This is a genomic window from Microbacterium sp. 4R-513 (assembly GCF_011046485.1).
Lineage (GTDB): Bacteria > Actinomycetota > Actinomycetes > Actinomycetales > Microbacteriaceae > Microbacterium.
The window spans coordinates 3,518,073-3,537,829 of record NZ_CP049256.1 but is presented as its reverse complement, the minus strand read 5'-3'; the positions used below and the strand labels follow the sequence as shown (position 1 = coordinate 3,537,829).

The 19,757-nt window shown below is 69.9% G+C and carries 19 protein-coding genes and 1 tRNA gene; 3 read left to right on the top strand and 17 right to left on the bottom strand.

Going from position 1 to position 19,757, the window contains the following annotated elements; translation table 11 throughout:
- Positions 1-72: 72 nt before the first annotated feature.
- Positions 73-501 carry a hotdog fold thioesterase gene (locus G5T42_RS15695; protein WP_165129703.1) on the top strand — a complete coding sequence of 143 codons (429 nt, stop codon included), beginning with the start codon at positions 73-75 and terminating at the stop codon, positions 499-501.
- 53 nt (positions 502-554) lie between these two features.
- On the opposite strand, the gene G5T42_RS15690 is transcribed toward G5T42_RS15695, so the two are convergent.
- Positions 555-1,169 carry a response regulator gene (locus G5T42_RS15690; protein ID WP_141882809.1) on the bottom strand — a complete coding sequence of 205 codons (615 nt, stop codon included), beginning with the start codon at positions 1,167-1,169 and terminating at the stop codon, positions 555-557.
- A gap of 34 nt (positions 1,170-1,203) precedes the next feature.
- Between G5T42_RS15690 and G5T42_RS15685 the strand changes: the two genes are divergently transcribed.
- Positions 1,204-1,286: transfer RNA gene (locus G5T42_RS15685), tRNA-Leu, on the top strand.
- On the opposite strand, the gene G5T42_RS15680 is transcribed toward G5T42_RS15685, so the two are convergent.
- The 16 genes from G5T42_RS15680 to rpe all read right to left on the bottom strand — a co-directional run bounded on the left by G5T42_RS15680 (position 1,268) and on the right by rpe (position 18,493).
- Positions 1,268-2,446 carry a low temperature requirement protein A gene (locus G5T42_RS15680; protein WP_165129702.1) on the bottom strand — a complete coding sequence of 393 codons (1,179 nt, stop codon included), beginning with the start codon at positions 2,444-2,446 and terminating at the stop codon, positions 1,268-1,270. The two genes, G5T42_RS15685 and G5T42_RS15680, sit on opposite strands and share 19 nt — an antisense overlap.
- 70 nt (positions 2,447-2,516) lie before the next feature.
- Entirely contained in the window at positions 2,517-2,891 is a 375-nt protein-coding gene (locus tag G5T42_RS15675) for an SHOCT domain-containing protein (protein WP_165129701.1), read from the bottom strand.
- 108 nt (positions 2,892-2,999) lie between these two features.
- Positions 3,000-4,442, bottom strand: a complete 1,443-nt coding sequence (gene pyk, locus G5T42_RS15670) for a pyruvate kinase (protein WP_165129700.1) — start codon at positions 4,440-4,442, stop codon at positions 3,000-3,002.
- 65 nt (positions 4,443-4,507) lie between these two features.
- On the bottom strand, positions 4,508-5,977 hold the full coding sequence (locus tag G5T42_RS15665) for a glutamate synthase subunit beta (protein WP_165129699.1): 1,470 nt from the start codon (positions 5,975-5,977) through the stop codon (positions 4,508-4,510).
- Positions 5,970-10,556 carry a glutamate synthase large subunit gene (gene gltB / locus G5T42_RS15660; protein WP_165129698.1) on the bottom strand — a complete coding sequence of 1,529 codons (4,587 nt, stop codon included), beginning with the start codon at positions 10,554-10,556 and terminating at the stop codon, positions 5,970-5,972. Before gltB ends, G5T42_RS15665 begins: the two co-directional genes overlap by 8 nt.
- Positions 10,557-10,637: 81 nt before the next feature.
- Complete coding sequence (lgt, locus tag G5T42_RS15655) at positions 10,638-11,618, bottom strand: prolipoprotein diacylglyceryl transferase (RefSeq protein ID WP_165129697.1); 981 nt, start codon at positions 11,616-11,618, stop codon at positions 10,638-10,640.
- 50 nt (positions 11,619-11,668) lie between these two features.
- A complete protein-coding gene (gene trpA, locus G5T42_RS15650; RefSeq protein ID WP_165129696.1) occupies positions 11,669-12,463 on the bottom strand; it encodes a tryptophan synthase subunit alpha in 795 nt (264 codons plus the stop codon).
- Complete coding sequence (gene trpB / locus G5T42_RS15645) at positions 12,460-13,677, bottom strand: tryptophan synthase subunit beta (RefSeq protein WP_241246085.1); 1,218 nt, start codon at positions 13,675-13,677, stop codon at positions 12,460-12,462. The genes trpA and trpB overlap by 4 nt, the downstream gene beginning before the upstream one ends.
- A 53-nt stretch (positions 13,678-13,730) precedes the next feature.
- Entirely contained in the window at positions 13,731-14,540 is an 810-nt protein-coding gene (gene trpC / locus G5T42_RS15640) for an indole-3-glycerol phosphate synthase TrpC (RefSeq protein ID WP_165129694.1), read from the bottom strand.
- 35 nt (positions 14,541-14,575) lie between these two features.
- Positions 14,576-14,806 (bottom strand): DUF6704 family protein, encoded by a 231-nt coding sequence (locus G5T42_RS15635; protein WP_165129693.1) that lies wholly within the window; start codon positions 14,804-14,806, stop codon positions 14,576-14,578.
- 33 nt (positions 14,807-14,839) lie between these two features.
- Positions 14,840-15,448 carry a Trp biosynthesis-associated membrane protein gene (locus tag G5T42_RS15630; RefSeq protein ID WP_165129692.1) on the bottom strand — a complete coding sequence of 203 codons (609 nt, stop codon included), beginning with the start codon at positions 15,446-15,448 and terminating at the stop codon, positions 14,840-14,842.
- A complete protein-coding gene (gene hisI, locus G5T42_RS15625; RefSeq protein ID WP_165129691.1) occupies positions 15,445-15,804 on the bottom strand; it encodes a phosphoribosyl-AMP cyclohydrolase in 360 nt (119 codons plus the stop codon). The genes G5T42_RS15630 and hisI overlap by 4 nt, the downstream gene beginning before the upstream one ends.
- Positions 15,801-16,595 carry an imidazole glycerol phosphate synthase subunit HisF gene (hisF, locus tag G5T42_RS15620; RefSeq protein WP_165129690.1) on the bottom strand — a complete coding sequence of 265 codons (795 nt, stop codon included), beginning with the start codon at positions 16,593-16,595 and terminating at the stop codon, positions 15,801-15,803. Before hisF ends, hisI begins: the two co-directional genes overlap by 4 nt.
- Entirely contained in the window at positions 16,595-17,437 is an 843-nt protein-coding gene (gene hisG / locus G5T42_RS15615; RefSeq protein ID WP_165129689.1) for an ATP phosphoribosyltransferase, read from the bottom strand. The genes hisF and hisG overlap by 1 nt, the downstream gene beginning before the upstream one ends.
- Positions 17,438-17,483: 46 nt before the next feature.
- The gene (locus G5T42_RS15610) at positions 17,484-17,747 is read right to left on the bottom strand and encodes a phosphoribosyl-ATP diphosphatase (RefSeq protein ID WP_165129688.1); all 264 of its coding nucleotides are present in this window, start codon (positions 17,745-17,747) and stop codon (positions 17,484-17,486) included.
- A 68-nt stretch (positions 17,748-17,815) separates the two neighbouring features.
- Entirely contained in the window at positions 17,816-18,493 is a 678-nt protein-coding gene (gene rpe, locus G5T42_RS15605; RefSeq protein ID WP_165129687.1) for a ribulose-phosphate 3-epimerase, read from the bottom strand.
- A gap of 20 nt (positions 18,494-18,513) precedes the next feature.
- Between rpe and glsA the strand changes: the two genes are divergently transcribed.
- The gene (gene glsA / locus G5T42_RS15600; RefSeq protein ID WP_206535660.1) at positions 18,514-19,686 is read left to right on the top strand and encodes a glutaminase A; all 1,173 of its coding nucleotides are present in this window, start codon (positions 18,514-18,516) and stop codon (positions 19,684-19,686) included.
- Positions 19,687-19,757: the final 71 nt, after the last annotated feature.

Here is a 19,757-nt window from a genome sequence, read left to right as displayed (position 1 = left end):
CCCGACACCCCCGTCCCCGCGAGGAGGCGCTCGATCGCCGTCCTGCGCGGGCGTCCGCAGCACAGGAGAACGATGTCCGACGCCTCCCCCGCGACCGAGGATCGACTCGACTGGGCACGTGCCCGGGGCGTCGGCGCCCTTGCCGAGAAGATGGGCTTCGAGTGGGTCGAGTTCACCCCCGAGCGCGCCGTGGCGACGATGCCCGTCGAGGGCAACACGCAGCCCGTCGGCCTCATGCACGGCGGCGCATACGTCGTGCTCGGCGAGTCGCTCGGCTCGATGCACGCGAATCTCCACGCCGGTGCCGGCCGGCTCGCGGTGGGCATCGACATCAACGCGACGCACACGCGCTCCGCGACCTCGGGCCGCGTCACGGGCGTGTGCACGCCGATCCACCTCGGCCGGAGCCTCACGGTCCACGAGATCGCCGTGACCGACGATCAGGGCCGGCGGTGCTCGACGGTCCGCATCACCAACATGATCCGCGATCTACCGGAATAGGAAGACGGATGCCGCGACCCGAGGGCCGCGGCATCCGTCGAAGTCTTTGGGGCTCAGCCCTTCTTGGGCGCGAGCTGCTCGATGATCGCCTTCGCGACGTCCTGCATCGTGAGGCGACGGTCCATCGAGGCCTTCTGGATCCAGCGGAACGCCTCGGGCTCGCTCAGGCCCATCTTCTCGTTGAGGAGGCCCTTGGCGCGGTCGACCAGCTTGCGGGTCTCGAAGCGCTCGACCATGTCGGCGACCTCGGCCTCGAGCGTGATGATCTGGTCGTAGCGGGCCAGGGCGATCTCGATCGCGGGCAGGAGGTCGTTCGGCGTGAACGGCTTGACGACATAGGCGAGGGCACCGGCCTCGCTCGCGCGCTCGACGAGCTCCTTCTGGCTGAAGGCCGTGAGGAGGACGACGGGCGCGATGTGGTTCTTGCTGAGCTTCTCGGCGGCGCTGATGCCGTCGAGCTGGGGCATCTTGACGTCCATGATGACGAGGTCGGGACGCAGCTCGGTGGCGAGGGCGACGGCGGTCTCGCCATCCCCTGCCTCGCCGACGACGTCGAACCCGTTGTCACGGAGGATCTCGACGATGTCGAGGCGGATCAGCGATTCGTCCTCCGCTACGACGACGCGGCGGGGGGCAGTGGCCGAGGCGGCCTGCTCTTGCTCAGTCACCATTGAATCCTACGGTATGGTCAATCGCGTGCCGGCCGGTGTGGCGGAATGGCAGACGCGACCGACTCAAACTCGGTTGCCCGAAAGGGCGTGTGGGTTCAAGTCCCACCACCGGCACGATCCGCGGTCTTCGACCGCGCTGCGTGCACGCGGCGTGCGTTCACGGCGTTGAGCGTCGCAAGGACCGCGATGACGAGCAGCGCGACGCCCACGAGTCCGACGGCACCGATCGCCCCGCGCAGCGGCACGAGGATCCACGGCAGCAGGATGCCGGCCGGCCCCCACAGCACGATGTCGCGCCACGGGGCGCCGTAGCGCAGCGACTCGGCCGTGCTCGCGAGGAAGAACAGGCTCACCCCGCCGGCGAGGCACACCGCGGCTCCGAGCGGCAGCTCTCGCTCCCCCTCGGCGACGGCCGTCCCGAGACCTGCGGCGAACAGGGTGATGCCCGCGATGAGGAGGAACGGCAGGTACATCACGGCATCGCGCAGCCCGGAGACGTTCCCCCGGGACTGGAGCCGATGGAGCCCCCGTTCGACGGCTCTCGTCGCGAACCCGAAGAAGATCCACGCGAGCAGCGCGACCGATGCGAAGGCGAGCGCGGCGGTGACGCCCGCGACGACGGACCAGTGCTCCGAGAGCTCGTCGATGATCGAGAGGATCGACTCGCCGAAGACGATCACGACGAGCAGGCCGACCCGCTCGACGGCATGGTCGACGTCGATCGAGTCGCGCACCCAGCCGTGATCGCCCACCCTGCCGAGGAGCGCCACTTCGATCGCGACGGCCAGCACCCAGAGGAGCACCTGCCACGGCTGCGGAACCGCGATGGAGACGAGCCAGAGTCCGATCGGCACGATGTTGTACGCGACGGGTCGCCACCACGGGAGGCCGGTGATGCGGCGCTTGACGAACCACGGGACCATCCAGATCGCCCTGATCGCCGCGTTGCCGATGGCGAAGGCGGCCGCGCGGTCGCCGAGCGCCTCGGGAGCGGCGGCCGCCATGAGTCCCATGGCGGCCATCGCGAGGATCACGGCGGTCCAGATCATCGACGTCACCCGTGCGCCGAACAGGTTCATGGTGATCGTGGCGTTGACCCATGCCCACCAGACCGCTGCGAGCAGCAGAGTGAACACGGCCGCGGCCGCCCAGTCGGGATCGCCGTGCATCGTGTGCGCGATCTGCCCGATGCACGCGACCATCACGAGGTCGAAGAAGAGCTCCAGCCAGTGCACGCGGCGGCCGCCGGGCGGGTTCGGCTGCTCAGCGCTCACGCTCGCCCCGCCTCCCATGCGAAGAGCGGATGCCTCGGCCGAGGCATCCGCTCTTCATCGTCGTACGGCGCTACGCGCCGAAGTACTGGTTGCCGAGCGCCTTGCTCTTGAGAGCGTCGAACTCGCCCTGTGAGATCGTGCCGGCGTCGAGGAGCGCCTTGGCGCGCGCGATGTCCTCAGACGGGCTGGACGAGGCCTGCGGGGTGTACGAGTCGTTCTCGGGAGCCATGCGCCGCGCTTCGTACTCGCGCTCGGCGATGCCCTTGCCGTTGACGATGACGTAGATGAGCCCCGTCAGGAACGGCACGAAGATGAGCAGGATGATCCACAGCGCCTTGATCCATCCGTTCGCCTTGTGATCGCGGAAGAGGTCGCGGATCACGAAGATGATCACGTACAGGTATGCGGCGAAGTAGAAGAACCACAGCAACCACCAGAAGAACATGGCCGAGCCCTTTCGAGTGACGACGTTCCACTGAAGACGCCGAATGGCCCTCACTCTAGCGAGCGAGGGCCATCCGGATGCGTGTCGTTCGCCCGTGTCGGGTGAGCGTCACTGACGGTAGATCGGGGCTGCCCCGTGCACCGCGTCCCCGACCTTGTGGACGCGGATGTCGTTCGTCGAGCCGATGATCCCGGGGGGCGATCCCGAGATGACGACGACCTTGTCTCCGACCTTCGCGAGGTCGTTCGACAGGAGGTAGTCGTCGACCTGGATGAACATCCGGTCGGTGTGCGGCACGTGCTCGACGAGCGTCGAGCTGACGCCCCACGTGATCGCCATGCGGCGGCGGATGGCCGGCTCGGGCGTGAAGGCGATCATTGGGATCTTCGAGCGGATGCGCGACATGCGGCGCGCCGTATCGCCCGACTCGGTGAAGAGGCAGAGGTACTTCGCCTCGACGAAGTCGGCGACCTCGACGGCGGCGAGGGTGATCGCGCCGCCCTGCGTTCGGGGCTTCGCGGTGAGCGGGAGGATGCGCTCGAGGCCGTGCTCCTCGGTCGACTGCACGATGCGGGCCATCGTCTCGACGACGCCGACGGGGTACTTGCCGACGCTCGTCTCGCCCGAGAGCATGACCGCGTCGGCGCCGTCGAGCACGGCGTTGGCGACGTCGCTGGTCTCGGCGCGCGTCGGGACGGGGTTCTCGATCATCGACTCGAGCATCTGCGTGGCGACGATGACGGGCTTGGCCATGCGGCGGCACAGCTCGACGGCGCGCTTCTGGACGATCGGAACGGCCTCGAGGGGCAGCTCGACGCCGAGGTCGCCACGGGCGACCATGATGCCGTCGAACGCGTCGATGATCTCTTCGAGGTTGTCCACCGCCTGCGGCTTCTCGATCTTGGCGATGACGGGGACGTGGCGCCCCTCCTCGGCCATGATGACGTGGACGCGCTGGATGTCCTTGGCGTCGCGCACGAACGACAGCGCGATGAGGTCGGCGCCGATGCGCAGGCCCCAGCGGAGATCGGCCTCGTCCTTCTCGGAGAGTGCCGGCACGTTGACCGCGACGCCGGGCAGGTTGATGCCCTTGTTGTTCGACACCGGGCCCGCGACGATCACCTTGGTGGTGACGACGGTCCCGTCGGTCTCGACCACCTGAACGCGCACCTTGCCGTCGTCGATGAGCAGGTAGTCGCCGGGCTTGACGTCGTTCGGCAGCCCCTTGAAGGTCGTCGAGACGATCTCCTTGGTGCCGAGGATGTCCTCGGTCGTGATCTTGAAGATGTCGCCGACGGCGAGCTCGTGCGGTCCGTTCTCGAACTTTCCGAGGCGGATCTTCGGGCCCTGCAGGTCGACGAGGATCGCGACGGGACGACCTGCGTCGTCAGCAGCCTTCCGGACGTTGGCGAAGTTGTTCTCGTGCACGGAGTAATCGCCGTGGCTCAGGTTGAACCGCGCGACATCGACGCCGGCCTCGATGATCGCGCGGACCATCTCGTACGTCGAGGTTGCGGGGCCGAGGGTTGCGACGATCTTGGCGCGTCTCATCCGTATGTGCTCCGTGGGTGGGAGGGGAATATGTCGGGAAAGCGGTCGAAATGACCTCCGTCAGCCTACGCGGGCTGGAGGCCTATCGCGACATCGTCGGCCCGCACGGGGGCCGGCAGGGCGGTCTCGCCCATGAGGTACGCGTCGACGGACGCGGCGGCCGCACGGCCCTCCGCGATCGCCCACACGATGAGCGACTGCCCGCGCCCCGCATCGCCCGCGACGAAGACGCCGGGGGTCGTCGAGTGGAAGTCGCTCGCGCGCTCGTAGTTGCCGCGCCCGGTGAACTGCGTGCCGAGCTGCTCCTCCACGAGGGCTCGCTCGGGGCCCGTGAAGCCCATGGCGATGAGCACGAGGTCCGCGGGGATCTCGCGCTCCGTGCCGCTCTTGGGGATGCGCCGGCCGTCGGCCGCGTACTCCGTCTCGGCCACGCGGATGGCGCGGACCTCGCCCGCACCGTTGCCCACGAACTCGACGGTCGAGGCGAGGTACGACCGCTCGCCGCCCTCCTCGTGGGCGGACTGGACCTCGAACACCGTCGGCGTCATGGGCCAGGGCTGGTGCTCGGGACGCTCGCCCGGGGGGCGGCGGCCGATGGCCAGGTTCGTGACGCTCAGTGCGCCCTGGCGGTGCGCCGTGCCGATGCAGTCGGCGCCGGTGTCGCCGCCGCCGATGACGACGACGTGCTTGCCTTCGGCGGTGATCTGGTTCGGCACGGAGTCGCCGGCCGTCGCGCGGTTGGACTCGACGAGGTACTCCATCGCGAAGTGCACCCCCGCGAGGTCACGACCCGGGATCGGGAGGTCGCGCGGCAGCGTCGCGCCCGTGGCGACCACGACGGCGTCGTAGCGCGCCCGGAGGTCGCTCCACGAGATGTCCTTGCCGATCTCGACGCCCGCGCGGAAGCGCGTTCCCTCGTCGCGCATCTGGCGAAGACGCATCTCGAGGTGCTTCTTCTCCATCTTGAAGTCCGGGATGCCGTAGCGCAGGAGTCCGCCGATGCGGTCGTCGCGCTCGAACACGGCGACGGTGTGGCCGGCGCGCGTGAGCTGCTGCGCGGCCGCGAGACCCGCGGGACCCGAGCCCACGACGGCGACCGTCTTGCCCGTGAGACGTCCCGGCGGCTCGGGCTCCACCCAGCCGTTGCCGAACGCCTCGTCGATGATCGAGACCTCGATCTGCTTGATCGTGACGGCGGGCTGGTTGATCCCGAGAACGCACGCGCTCTCGCACGGCGCCGGGCAGAGCCGCCCCGTGAACTCGGGGAAGTTGTTCGTCGCGTGCAGACGCTCGATCGCGCCGCGGCCCTCGCCGCGCCACATGAGGTCGTTCCACTCCGGGATGAGGTTGCCGAGCGGGCAGCCCTTGTGGCAGAACGGCACGCCGCAGTCCATGCAGCGTCCGGCCTGCCGGCGGATGACCGCCGAGTCGCCCGGCTCGTACACCTCTTTCCAGTCGAGGATGCGCACCGGCACCGGGCGGCGAGGCGGAAGCTCGCGCTCGGTGACCTTCAGAAAGCCTTTCGGGTCAGCCACCCGTCACCTCCAGGATGCGGTTCCAGACGACGTCGCCGTCGGGGTCGAGCCCCTGCGCGACGGCCTCCTGCCGTGTCTGCAGCACGGCCGCGTAGTCCCGCGGCAGCACGCGGACGAAGTCGTCCAGCACTGTTTCGAAGTCTTCCAACAGGGATGCCGCGAGCGACGAGTCCGTCTCGGCGACGTGCTGCGTCAGCAGGTCGCGCAGGATCTCGGCATCCCCCGATCCCAGCTCGCCCAGGACGAGCTCGCCCGCCGCGAGAGCCTCGCGGTTGACGAGGGCCTCGTCGAGCTTGTACACGTACGCCATGCCGCCGGACATCCCCGCGCCGAGGTTGCGGCCCGTCTTGCCGAGGATGACGGCCAGGCCGCCGGTCATGTACTCGAGCGCGTGGTCGCCCACGCCCTCGACGACCGCGGTCGCCCCGGAGTTGCGCACGAAGAAGCGCTCGCCGACGACGCCGCTCAGGAACATCGTCCCCTGTGTCGCGCCGTAGCCGATGACGTTGCCCGCGATGACGTTCTCGGACGCCGCGAACGTCGCGCCCTTCGGCGGGCGGATGACGATCTGCCCACCCGAGAGGCCCTTGCCGACGTAGTCGTTCGAGTCGCCCTCGAGCCGCAGCGTGATGCCCGCGGGCATGAACGCGCCGAACGACTGTCCGGCGGAGCCCTTGAGCTCGATGACGATCGAGCCGGTCGGGAGGCCGTTCTGCCCGTGCGCACGGGTCACGTGGTGGCCGAGCATCGTGCCGACGGCCCGCTCGGTGTTGCGGATCGGAAGCTCGATCTTCAGCTCGCCGCCGTGCGCCACGACGTCCTGCGCGCGCTCGATGAGCTGCACGTCGAAGTGCTCGTCGAGCTCGTGCTTCTGCCCGCGGCGGTTGCGTCGCGGCTCGTCGTCGGCGAAGGCCGGACCCTCGAGCACCGGGGCGAGGTCGAGGCCGTTCGCCTTCCAGTGGTCGACCGCGCCGTTGATGTCGAGGAGCTCCGTGCGGCCGATCGCCTCGTCGAGTGAGCGGAAGCCGAGCTCCGCGAGGTACTCGCGCACCTCTTCGGCGATGAACTCCATGAAGTTCACGACGAACTCGGGCTTGCCGTTGAAGCGCTGCCGCAGAACCGGGTTCTGCGTCGCGACGCCCACGGGGCACGTGTCCAGGTGGCACACGCGCATCATGACGCACCCGGACACGACCAGCGGAGCCGTCGCGAAGCCGAACTCCTCGGCGCCGAGCAGGGCGCCGATGACGACGTCGCGCCCGGTCTTGAGCTGTCCGTCGACCTGGACGACGACGCGGTCGCGCATGCCGTTGAGGATGAGCGTCTGCTGCGTCTCGGCGAGGCCGAGCTCCCACGGGGTGCCCGCGTGCTTGAGCGAGTTCAGCGGGCTCGCGCCCGTTCCGCCGTCGTGGCCCGAGACGAGGATGACGTCGGCGAGGGCCTTCGCGGTGCCGGCGGCCACCGCGCCGATGCCCGACTGGCTCACGAGTTTGACGTGGACCCGTGCCCGGGGGTTGGCGCGCTTCAGGTCGAAGATGAGCTGCTTGAGGTCTTCGATCGAGTAGATGTCGTGGTGCGGCGGCGGCGAGATGAGACCGACACCGGCCGTCGCATGCCGAGTCCGCGCCACCCAGGGGTAGACCTTGGTCGGCGGCAGCTGGCCGCCCTCGCCGGGCTTCGCGCCCTGAGCGAGCTTGATCTGGATGTCGTCCGACTCGGTGAGGTAGAGGCTCGTGACGCCGAAGCGGCCGGAGGCGACCTGCTTGATCGCGCTGCGGCGCTCGGGGTCGAGCAGCCGGTCCACGTCCTCGCCGCCCTCGCCCGTGTTGGACTTCGCGCCGATGGAGTTCATCGCGATCGCGAGCGTCTCGTGCGCCTCCTTGGAGATCGAGCCGTAGCTCATCGCCCCTGTGGAGAACCGCTTCACGATCGACGACACCGGCTCGACCTCGTCGATCGGCACGGCCGGGCGCACTCCCGTGCGCAGCTTGAAGAGCCCGCGCAGGGTCTTCAGCTCGCTCGCCTGGTCGTCGACGAGCTTCGTGTACTCGCGGAAGATGTCGTAGCGGCGCGTGCGCGTCGAGTGCTGCAGGCGGAAGACCGTCTCGGGGTTGAAGAGGTGCGGCGAGCCGTCGCGGCGCCACTGGTACTCGCCACCGGTCCAGAGCCGCTCGTGCGCGCGGACCGCGGCATCCTCCGGGTACGCGTACGCGTGCCGCGCGGCGTTCTCGCTCGCGATGACGTCGAGCCCCACTCCCCCGAGCTTCGTCTCGGTCCCGGTGAAGTACTTCTCGACGAACTCCTGCGAGAGGCCGATCGCCTCGAACACCTGTGCGCCCGCGTAGGACGACACGGTCGAGATGCCCATCTTCGACATGATCTTGAGGACGCCCTTGCCGAGCGCCTTGATGAGGTTCTTGACGGCCTTCTCGGGGGCGATGCCGGTGATGTAGCCGGCGCGCACGAGGTACTCGACGGTCTCCATCGCGAGGTACGGATTGACGGCGGATGCCCCGTATCCGATGAGCGTCGCGACGTGATGCACTTCGCGCACGTCGCCCGCCTCGACCACGAGACCGCACTTCATGCGGGTCTGGTTGCGGATGAGGTGGTGGTGGACCGCCGCGAGCATGAGCAGCGACGGGATCGGCGCGAGGTCCTTGTTCGAGTCGCGGTCGCTCAGGACGATGAACTCCGCACCGTCCTCGATCGCCTGGTCGACCTCGTCGCACATCTGCGCGAGGCGCTTCTGCATGCCCTTGTGACCGGCTTCGACGCGGTACAGGCCGCGGATCGTCACCGAGGTGCGGCCCGGGAGGGCGGTGTCGATGTGCTGGATCTTGGCGAGCTCGTCGTTGTCGATGACCGGGAAGTCGAGGGTCACGACGCGCGTGTGGTCGGGGCCCCACGTCAGGAGGTTGCGTTCCGGGCCGAGGCCGAGCGAGAGCGAGGTCACGACCTCTTCGCGGATGGAGTCGAGCGGAGGGTTCGTCACCTGCGCGAACTGCTGCGTGAAGTAGTCGAACAGCAGGCGCGGCCGGTCGCTCAGCACGGCGACAGGCGTGTCGCTGCCCATGGCGCCGAGGGGCTCGGCACCGGTCTGGCCCATCGGCGTCAGGAGGATGCGCACCTCCTCCTCGGTGTACCCGAACGTGCGCTGACGGCGGGTGATCGAGGCGATGGGGTGCACGATGTGCTCGCGCTCGGGCAGCTCGGCGAGGCGGACGCGCCCCTTGTCCAGCCAGTCCTGCCACGGCTCGAGCTCGGCGAGGCTGCGCTTGATCTCGTCGTCCTCGATGATGCGGCGCTGCGCCGTGTCGACGAGGAACATGCGTCCGGGACGCAGGCGTCCGCGGCGCTTGATGCGCTCCGGCTCGAAGTCGAGCACGCCGGTCTCGCTGCCGATCACGATGAGGCCGTCGGTCGTCTCGGTCCAGCGGCCGGGGCGCAGGCCGTTGCGGTCGAGCGTCGCGCCGACGAGCGTGCCGTCGGTGAAGATGAGCGCGGCGGGGCCGTCCCACGGCTCCATCTGCATCGAGTGGTACTCGTAGAATGAGCGGAGCTTTGGGTCGATGTCGAGCTGCTTCTCGTACGCCTCGGGGACCATCATCATGATGGCGTGCGGCAGGCTGCGGCCAGTCAGGGTGAGGAGCTCGAGCACCTCGTCGAAGGACGCCGAGTCGCTCGCGCCGGTCGTGCAGATGGGGAGCAGCGGCTCGATGTCGCCGAGGAGCTCGGACTCGAGCTGGGACTGGCGGGCCCGCATCCAGTTGCGGTTGCCGTTGACGGTGTTGATCTCGCCGTTGTGCGCGAGCATCCGCAGCGGCTGCGCGAGGGGCCACGACGGGAAGGTGTTGGTCGAGTACCGGGAGTGCACGACGGCGAGCTCCGACATGAAGCGCTCGTCCGACAGGTCGGGGTAGAACGGCTCGAGCTGGAGGGTCGTGACCATGCCCTTGTAGCCCAGGGTGCGGCTCGAGAGCGAGACGAAGTAGGCGTCGAGCTCCGTACGGGCGCGCTTGCGCAGACGGTACACGCGCCGGTCGAGGGCGATGCCCGACAGAGCGGCCTGGTCGCCCACGGCCGGACGCGAGACGAACAGCTGCTCGAAGGCGGGGCGCGCGGCGTAGGCGAGCTTGCCGAGGTTCTCGTCCTCGGTCGGCACCTCGCGCCAGCCGAGCACCGTGAGGTTCTCGCTAGCGGCGAGCTCCTCGATGCCCGCCTTCTGCGCAGCCCGCTCCTCGTCGTCGAGCGGGAGGAAGATCATGCCGGCCGCGTACTCGCCGACCGGAGGAAGCTCGAAGTCGACGACGGCGCGGAGGAAGGCATCCGGCATCTGCGTCAGGATGCCCGCTCCGTCGCCCGTGCCGGCGTCGGATCCGATCGCGCCGCGGTGCTCCAGGTTGCGCAGCGCCGTCAGCGCCAGCGCGATGATGTCGTGACCGGGCTCGCCGCGGAGGGTGGCGACCATCGCGAGGCCGCAGGCGTCCTTCTCGAAGGCAGGGTTGTACATGCCCTGCTTCTCGGGGAAACCGGTGGGTCCCGACGGGCGTGCGTTGTGACGGGGGCTCGAGGCCATACCAACCGTCCTCACTTGACTCGAAATGGGACGCCGTCGGCCCGGGGTGCTAGCTGTGCTGCATCTCAGATGTGCAGTGGGTTACTTCGAGGCGACAGTGCTTGTGGCGGCGCGCTGCTCGACATCGTCGGCGGGTGGTTCGCTGACGTCGACGAAGTCGGTGTCCTGCGATTGTACAGCCCCCTTGGGCTTCCATTCGCGGCCGGGCACGTACGGCGAGGGCTCGAGGCCCGGGTGGCGCCGCTTCTGCACGAAGAAGATCACGATGCCGAGGAGCACCCCGAAGATCGCCGCCCACACGTTCGTCCGGAGGCCGAAGTAGATCTCGCTCGGGTCGATCCGGATGGTCTCCCAGACGATGCGCCCGGCGCTGTACCAGACGAGGTACAGGGCGAAGAGGCGGCCCCACTGCAGGCGGAACTTCTTGCCGACCCACAGGAGGAAGAGGACGCCCAGCACGTTCCAGACGACCTCGTAGAGGAACGTCGGGTGGAAGAGCGTGTCGGCGGGCAGCCCTGCAGGGAACGCCGGGTTGTCGGCGTCGATCTCGAGGCCCCACGGGAGGTCGGTGGGCAGGCCGAAGAGCTCCTGGTTGAACCAGTTGCCGAAGCGGCCCAGCGCCTGCGCGAGGAGGAGTCCCGGGGCGAGGGCGTCGGCGAACGTCCAGAACCGGATGCCGGTCCACTTGCAGCCGAGCCATGCGCCGATCGCACCGCCGATGAGGGCGCCGTAGATCGCGATGCCGCCCTCCCAGATGCGGAACACCGCCCAGATGTCGGTGCCGGGCCCGAAGTAGAAGCCGGGGTGGGTCGCGACGTGGTAGATCCGCGCGCCGATGATCGCGAGCGGCACGGCCAGCAGCGCGATGTCGATGACGACCCACGGCTCGGCGCCCCGCTTGGTGAGGCGGTGGTTCGTCATGAAGACCGCGACGATGATGCCCGCGATGATGCACAGCGCGTAGAAGTGGATGCGGAACGGTCCGAGGTCGATGTAGCTCACCGAGGGACTCGGGATGCTGGCGGCCACGCCTCCCGCAAGGCTCAGAGCGGCATTCATCATGGGTGTGTCCTTCGAGGCAGGGGGGATCGGCCGCGGCCGACCTGAGAAGTCTAGTTCGCGCGCCCGCGTGTGCCCGCGGCGAGGGCCCGCGCGGTCTCGGCGAGACCGTCGAGCCCGCCGTCGCGCAGCGCCCGGACGAGCGCCGTGCCGACGATCGCTCCGTCGGCGTACTCGAGCACGCCGCCGACCTGCTCGGCGTTCGAGATGCCGATGCCGACGCACGTGTGGCCGGCCCCGTGCTCGCGCAAGCGTGCGACGAGCGTGCGGGCTGCGGCATCCAGCTGCGCCCGCTCGCCCGTGATGCCCATCGTCGAGACCGTGTACACGAACCCGGTCGTGCTGCGGACGATCATCTCGAGGCGCTCGTCGGTCGACGTCGGCGCCGCGAGGAAGACGCGGTCGAGGCCGGTGCGGGTGCTCGCGGCGATCCAGTCCTCCGCCGCGTCCGGCGTGATGTCGGGCGTGATGAGGCCGGCACCGCCGGCGGCGAGGAGGTCGTCGGCGTAGCGGTCGACGCCGTACTGCACGACGGGGTTCCAGTACGTCATGACGAGCACGGGCACATCGACGCGGCTGGCGATCGCCTCGACGGCCGTGAAGGTGTCGCGCATGCGGAAGCCCCCCGCGAGGGCCGCCTGCGTCGCCTCCTGGATGATCGTGCCGTCCATGACGGGGTCGGAGTAGGGAGGGCCGAGCTCGAGCACGTCGGCGCCGTTCTCGGCGAGCGTGACGGCGGCCTCGATGCTCGTCTCGAGGTCGGGGAATCCGAGCGGGAGGTAGCCCACGAAGGCTCCGCGCCCCTCCGCCTTGGCGGCGTCGATCGCCGCCGCGACCCGCGAGCTCACAGCTGCACGCCTTCGCCCGAGGCGGCGTCGCTGTGCTCCGGCGACTCGACCGGCGAGCCCTCTTCGGGTGTCGTGCCGTCGTAGAGGTCGAAGTAGCGGGCGGCGGTGTCCATGTCCTTGTCGCCGCGTCCCGAGAGGCACACCGCCAGCACGGCGTCGGGGCCGAGCTCGCGCCCGATGCGCAGGGCGCCCGCGAGGGCGTGCGCCGACTCGATGGCGGGGATGATGCCCTCGGTGCGGCTCAGGAGCCGGAGGGCCTGCATCGCCTCGTCGTCTGTCGCCGGAATGTACTCCGCGCGGCCGATCGAAGCCAGCCACGAGTGCTCGGGGCCGACGCCCGGGTAGTCGAGGCCCGCCGAGATGGAGTGCGACTCGATCGTCTGGCCGTCCTCGTCCTGCAGGACGAAGGTCTTCGCGCCGTGCAGCACGCCGGGGCGCCCGCGCTCGATGGATGCCGCGTGCCGGGGCGTGTCGACGCCGTCCCCGGCCGCCTCCACCCCGTAGAGCTTGACGCCCTCGTCGTCGAGGAACGCGTCGAACATGCCGATCGCGTTGGAGCCGCCGCCGACGCACGCGAGGACGGCGTCGGGCAGGCGGCCGAGCTCGTCGAGGAGCTGCGCACGAGCCTCTTCGCCGATGATCTTCTGGAAGTCGCGCACCATCGCGGGGAACGGATGCGGCCCCGCCGCCGTCCCGAAGATGTAGTTCGTCGTCTCGACGCTCGCGACCCAGTCGCGGTACGCGTCGTTGATCGCGTCCTTTAGCGTGCGGGAGCCGGTCTTGACGGGCACGACCTCGGCGCCGAGGAGCCGCATCCGGGCGACGTTGAGCGCCTGCCGCTCCGTGTCGACCTCGCCCATGTAGATCGTGCACTCGAAGCCGAAGAGCGCAGCGGCTGTCGCCGTGGCGACGCCGTGCTGCCCGGCACCCGTCTCGGCGATGACGCGCGTCTTGCCGAGCCGCTTCGTGAGGAGCGCCTGGCCGAGCACGTTGTTGATCTTGTGCGAGCCGGTGTGGTTGAGGTCTTCGCGCTTGAGGAAGACGCGGGCTCCCCCGGCGTGCTCCGCGAAGCGGGGCACCTCGGTGATCACCGACGGACGGCCGGCGTAGGAACGAAGGAGCTCGGCGAACTCGGCGAGGAACGCGGGGTCCACGATCGCGGCCTCGTACACGGCCGTCAGCTCGTCGATGGCGGCGATGAGCGATTCCGGCATGTACCGCCCGCCGAACTCGCCGAAGAAGGGGCCTTTTGCTTCACGCAGCAGCGTCACTTCGTCTCGCTCCGCTCGCTCAGTACGGCGCACTTGCCTGCCTCCAGGAATGCTCCGAGCGTCGCGACGGGATCGCCCGTCACGAGCGCCTCGCCGATCAGCACGACGTCGGCTCCCGCCGACCGGTAGTGTGCGACATCCTCGGGAGCGAGGACCGCGGACTCTGCGATCCTGATCGCGTCGGCCGGGATGCGCTCGGCCAGCCGGCCGAACAGGTCGCGGTCCAGCTCGAACGTCGACAGGTCGCGGGCGTTGACGCCGACGAGCTTCGCGCCGATGTCGGCGGCGCGGTCGACCTCGTCAGCCGAGTGGGTCTCGACGAGCGGCGTCATGCCGAGGTCGAGCGTGAGCGCGTGGAGGCGCGCGAGCACATCCTGCTCGAGCGCCGCGACGATGAGGAGCACGAGGTCCGCGCCCGAGGCGCGCGCCTCGAGCACCTGGTACTCCGTCGCGATGAAGTCCTTGCGCAGCACGGGGAGCGCGACGGCGGCCTTGACCGCCTCGAGGTCTGCGAGGCTGCCCTTGAAGCGCCGTCCCTCGGTCAGCACCGAGATGGCCGAGGCACCGCCCTGCTCGTACAGCCGCGCCTGAAGAGCGGGGTCGGGGATCGACGCGAGGTCGCCGCGCGACGGGCTCGCGCGCTTGACCTCGGCGATGATCTTGACGCGATCGGCCGGCGCGAGGGCCGCGAGGGCGTCGCGGGCGGGCGACTGCGCGGCTGCGGCGGCCTCGACCGCGGCGAGCGGCCGCTCGAGGGCGCGGGCCTCGGCATCCTCCACCGCACCGGCGGTGAGGTCGGCGAGCATCGTCCCGATCACTGGCGCTCGCCCGGCTCGGATGCTCAGTGCTCTTTCGCCTTGTACTTGGGGCCGTTCACGCCATAGCCCATCCGGGCCATGATCCAGCCCACGATGAGACCGATGACCAGCAGGACCGCGGCCGCCCACACGAAAGCGGGCATGTCGAGGAAGAAGAAGAACGTGCCGATCGCGATCGCGACGAGGCCGATGATGACGGCCGTCCAAGCTGCCGGCGAGTGTCCGTGGCCGGGGTCGCCGATGGGGTTGCTCATGGATTTCCTCCGTAGTGCGCGGGCTGCCCCAGTCTAGCGGGCGGTGGGATCGTCGCCGCGCGACAGGTCGTCCCACGAGTCGATGGCGTCGTGGGGCCGGGATGCCGCGGGGCCGGTCGCTGCGGAGGCCGGGGTCGTGGCATCCGCCGTGTACTTCCGGCCGCTCCCCCGCCACCGTCGCGCCGTGACGACCGTGAGGACGCCGGCGCCGACGAGGACGATCCACGCGAAGAGCGTCACGGCGGGCCAGAGTGTCGGCTCGATCCGCAGCACGAGGTCCGAGACGGCCTTCTCACCCGTGAGACCCGTCGCCGTCGTCACGGTCGAAGCGACGGATGACAGCGGCCGGGCGAAGGCCACCTGGGCGGTGAGGATGCCGGAGACGGCGCCGATCGCGAGGGCGAGGGCGCCGAAGACGTACCGGAGGACGAGTCCCACGATCGACAGCGCCGCTCCGAGGGCGAGAGCGGCGAGGCTCAGCGGGGCGAGCACCGGGATGGCGTCGGCCCCGGCCACGGCGAGGGAGTGCTTCGCGCCGTCGTTCAGCACGACAGTGAGCCACGTCTGCGTCGAGGAGATGATGCCGACCGCGCCCGCGAGCACGGTCGCGACGACGGCGAGGAGCCGTGCGCGGGCGATCACTTCTCGGGTCCGCGGACCGGGTCGAGGTCGTCGGAGTCGAAGCACGTGCGGGTGCCCGTGTGGCAGGCCGGCCCGATCTGCTCGACCTGCAGCAGGATCGCATCGCCGTCGCAGTCCAGACGGGCGCCGCGGACGAGCTGGATGTTCCCGGACGTGTCGCCCTTGCGCCAGTACTCCTGCCGCGACCGGGACCAGAAGGTGACGCGACCCTCGGTGAGGGTGCGGCGGAGGGCCTCGGCATCCATCCACCCGAGCATGAGGACCTCGAGCGAGTCCCACTGCTGGACGATGGCCGCCACGAGGCCCTGGTCGTTGAACTCGACGCGCGCGACGCGCTCCTCGACGGTCTCGCTCATGCTGCGACCTCGGTCTCTCGGACGGGGATACCGGCCGCGACGAGCGACGCCTTGACGTCGCCGACGGTCAGCTGGCCGGAGTGGAAGACGGATGCCGCGAGCACGGCGTCGGCGCCGGCGTGGACGGCGGGTGCGAAGTGCTCGACGGCACCGGCTCCCCCCGAGGCGATGACGGGCACGCTCGAGACCTCACGCATGAGCGAGACGAGCTCGAGGTCGAAGCCCTCGCGCGTGCCGTCCGCGTCGATGGAGTTGACGAGGAGCTCGCCCGCGCCTCGTTCGATCGCCTCGCGGGCCCACGCGAGGGCATCGAGATCGGTCTCGGTGCGGCCGCCGTGGGTCGTCACCACGAACCCGGACGGGATCTGCCCGGCGCGCTCGGCCGAGACGCGCTTGACGTCGAGCGAGAGGACGAGCACCTGCGCACCGAAGCGGTCGGCGATCTCGTCGAGCAGCTCCGGGCGGGCGATCGCGGCGGAGTTCACGCCGATCTTGTCGGCGCCGACCGAGAGCAGGCGTGCCACGTCGTCGGTCGAGCGCACTCCCCCGCCGACCGTCAGCGGGATGAAGACCTGCTCGGCGGTGCGGCGCACGACGTCGTAGGTCGTCGCGCGCTCGTCGACCGTCGCCGTGACGTCGAGGAAGGTGATCTCGTCGGCTCCCTGGTCGAAGTACAGACGAGCGAGCTCGACGGGGTCGCCCATGTCGCGGAGGTTCTCGAAGTTGACGCCCTTCACGACGCGGCCGCCCGCGACGTCGAGGCACGGGATGACGCGGGTGACGAGCGACATCAGAGCCTCGCGTTGTGGATCGCGGTCACGAGGATCGCGCGCGCGCCGATCGCGTACAGCGCGTCCATGACCTGATTGACGCCCTTGCGAGGGCTCATGACCCGCACGGCGACCCACTCCGGGTCCCGAAGCGGCGAGATCGTCGGCGACTCGATGCCCGGGGCGACCTTGACCGCCTCGTCGACGAGGTGCGCCGGCAGGTCGTAGTCGATGAGCACGTACCGGCGCGCGACCATGACGCCGCGCAGTCGGCGGAGAAGCGTCTCGGTGCCGTCCGCCTCCTCCGGCGCCGCGATGAGCACGGCCTCGGAGTTCAGGATGACGGGGCCGAAGATCTCCAGGCCCGCCTGTCGCAGGGTCGTCCCGGTCTCGACGACGTCGGCGATCGCGTCCGCGACGCCCAGCCGGACGGCGGACTCCACCGCTCCGTCGAGCGGCACCAGGTCGGCGGCGACGCCGCGCTCGTCGAGGAACGCGTCCACGAGGCCCGGGTACGAGGTGGCGATGCGGATGCCCTCGAGATCGCCGACGTCGGCGAAGCGTCCGGGAGGCGCCGCGAAGCGGAAGGTCGACCCGGCGAACCCGAGGGCTTCGATCTCGCGGGCCCCCGGCATCCGTGCGTCCAGAAGCAGGTCCCGGCCCGTGATGCCGACATCGAGCGCGCCGGACCCGACGTAGGTCGCGATGTCCTTGGGGCGCAGGTAGAAGAACTCGACCTCGTTCTGCGGGTCGATGACGTGGAGGTCCTTCGGGTCGCGTCGGCCGACGTATCCGGCCTCGGAGAGCATCTCGGAAGCGGTCTCGGCGAGCGAGCCCTTGTTGGGCACGGCGATTCGCAGCATGCGGCGGTGGCTTTCGGTGTCGGAGCGTCGGAGGTCGAGTCGTCGCTCAGAGATGTCGATAGACGTCCTCGAGCCCCAGGCCCTTCGAGATCATGAGGACCTGCAGGTGGTACAGCAGCTGCGAGATCTCCTCGGCCGCGGCATCCGTCGACTCGTACTCCGCCGCCATCCAGACCTCGGCGGCCTCTTCGACGATCTTCTTGCCGATGTGGTGCACACCCGCGTCGAGCTCGGCGACGGTGCCCGATCCCTCGGGCCGCTCGACCGCTTTCGCGGAGAGCTCGGCGAACAGCTCGTCGAACGTCTTCACCATGCCAGGGTAGCGGGCGGGACGGATGCCTCGGTCCCCCGTGACTCCGCCAGTCTTCGCGGACCGGGTCAGTGCCGGTGCGCCGCCAGGTCGCGGAGCGCCGCGATCGCGGCATCCGGGTCATCGGCGCCGAACACCGCCGAGCCCGCGACGAAGGTGTCGGCTCCCGCGTCGGCGGCCTGCGCGATCGTCGAGGCCGAGATGCCGCCGTCGACCTGGAGCCACACCGCGGACCCGCGACGTCGCGCCTCGGCCGAAAGCGCCGTGAGCTTCGGCATCGTCTCGGGCATGAACGACTGGCCGCCGAAGCCGGGCTCGACCGTCATGACGAGGATCTGGTCGAACTCGTGGAGGTGCTCGAAGAGCGGTTCGACCGGGGTCGCCGGCTTGACGGCGACCCCCGCGCGGGCGCCGATGTCGCGCAGCCGACGGGCGAGCGCGACGGCCGCCCGCGCGGCTTCGAGATGGAAGGTGACGGATGCCGCGCCGAGCTCGGCATAGCCGGGCGCCCAGCGGTCGGGGTCATCGATCATCAGATGCACGTCGAGGGGAACCGGGCTCGTGGCCTGGATGCGCTCGACCATCTGCGGCCCGAAGGTCAGGTTGGGCACGAAGTGGTTGTCCATGACGTCGACGTGCACGAAGTCGGCGGCATCGATGCGGGCGAGCTCGGCCTGCATGTTGACGAAGTCGGCGGCCAGGATGCTCGGGTTGATGCGGACGCCGGGCTCTCCGTCTGGCTGCATGCGTCCATTATGGTCGAGCCGTGGATCCCATCGTGGCGCTCATGCAGCAGGTGCTCGACGACGTGAAGGACGACGACAGCGGCGCCACCGCCTCGTACATCCCCGAGCTCGCCGCCGCTGAGCCGGACCATCTCGGGTTCGCAATCGTGGGGCCGCGCGGGCAGGTGCGATCGGTCGGCGACGATGCGGTGGAGTTCACGATCCAGTCCATCTCGAAGCCGTTCGTGCTCGCCCATGTGCTGTCCGAGATCGGCCTCGACGCGGTCATGAAGCGCGTCGGCACAGAGCCGAGCGGCGAGCCGTTCAATGCCATCAGCCTCGAAGAGGACACCGGGCGGCCGGCGAACCCGATGGTCAACGCGGGGGCGATCGCGACGACGGGGCTCGTCGAAGGCGCCGACATCGACGAGCGGACCGAGCGGATCCTGGAGACGCTCTCGGCGTTCGCGGGCCGGGACCTGCGCGTCGACGAGTCGGTGTACCGGTCGGAGTCGTCGACGGGCGACCGCAATCGCGCCCTCGGTCACCTCATGCGCTCCTACGGCGTCGTGGATGCGCCCGTCGAGATCGCCCTCGAGACGTACTTCCGCCAGTGCTCGATCCTGGTCACGGTGCGGGACCTCGCCGTGATGGCGAGCACCCTCGCCTTCGGCGGCGTGAACCCCGTGACGGGGAACCGGGTGGTCGAGGAGCGGGTCGCGCGCAACGTCCTGTCGATCATGTCGAGCTGCGGGATGTACGACTTCTCGGGCGAGTGGCTCCTGCGTGTGGGCCTTCCGGCGAAGAGCGGCGTGAGCGGAGGCGTCCTCGCCGTGGCGCCGTCGCAGTTCGGCGTCGCGGCCTTCAGCCCGCGCCTGGACCGTCACGGCAACAGCGTCCGCGGGCAGGCGATCGTCGCCACGCTGAGCGACCGGATGGGGATGCACCTGCTCGAGCCCCACGAGAGCATCTCGCAGCCCATCGTGGACATCTCCGAGACCGACGACGGCCGCACGATCCGGCTGAGCGGCGAGCTCGGTTTCGCCGCCGCCGAGCGGGTGCTCGCGGTCCTGCGCGACCTCGCGGTCGTGCTCCCGGACGGCTCCGTCATCCACCTCGACGCGCGGGAGCTCGCGCGGACGCATCCGGCGGCCCTCGTCGCCCTGCAGAGCGAGCTCGACGCGCTCCCGGTCACGATCCGGTACGTCGAGTAGCGCCCCGCCGCAGGCCGCCCGGGGGTGCCGCCGCCCCGTGCGCCGGCCACGTGTGCACAGCGGCGGATGAA

Bases quoted from the DNA above. Each gene is read 5' to 3' on its own strand.
- G5T42_RS15695 (WP_165129703.1), top strand. From the start codon at position 73: ATGTCCGACGCCTCCCCCGCGACCGAGGATCGACTCGACTGGGCACGT.
- G5T42_RS15675 (WP_165129701.1), bottom strand. From the start codon at position 2,891: ATGTTCTTCTGGTGGTTGCTGTGGTTCTTCTACTTCGCCGCATACCTG.
- pyk (WP_165129700.1), bottom strand. From the start codon at position 4,442: ATGAGACGCGCCAAGATCGTCGCAACCCTCGGCCCCGCAACCTCGACG.
- gltB (WP_165129698.1), bottom strand. From the start codon at position 10,556: ATGGCCTCGAGCCCCCGTCACAACGCACGCCCGTCGGGACCCACCGGT.
- lgt (WP_165129697.1), bottom strand. From the start codon at position 11,618: ATGATGAATGCCGCTCTGAGCCTTGCGGGAGGCGTGGCCGCCAGCATC.
- trpB (WP_241246085.1), bottom strand. From the start codon at position 13,677: ATGCCGGAATCGCTCATCGCCGCCATCGACGAGCTGACGGCCGTGTAC.
- trpC (WP_165129694.1), bottom strand. From the start codon at position 14,540: ATGCTCGCCGACCTCACCGCCGGTGCGGTGGAGGATGCCGAGGCCCGC.
- G5T42_RS15635 (WP_165129693.1), bottom strand. From the start codon at position 14,806: ATGAGCAACCCCATCGGCGACCCCGGCCACGGACACTCGCCGGCAGCT.
- hisI (WP_165129691.1), bottom strand. From the start codon at position 15,804: ATGAGCGAGACCGTCGAGGAGCGCGTCGCGCGCGTCGAGTTCAACGAC.
- hisF (WP_165129690.1), bottom strand. From the start codon at position 16,595: ATGTCGCTCGTCACCCGCGTCATCCCGTGCCTCGACGTCGCGGGCGGC.
- hisG (WP_165129689.1), bottom strand. From the start codon at position 17,437: ATGCTGCGAATCGCCGTGCCCAACAAGGGCTCGCTCGCCGAGACCGCT.
- rpe (WP_165129687.1), bottom strand. From the start codon at position 18,493: ATGCAGCCAGACGGAGAGCCCGGCGTCCGCATCAACCCGAGCATCCTG.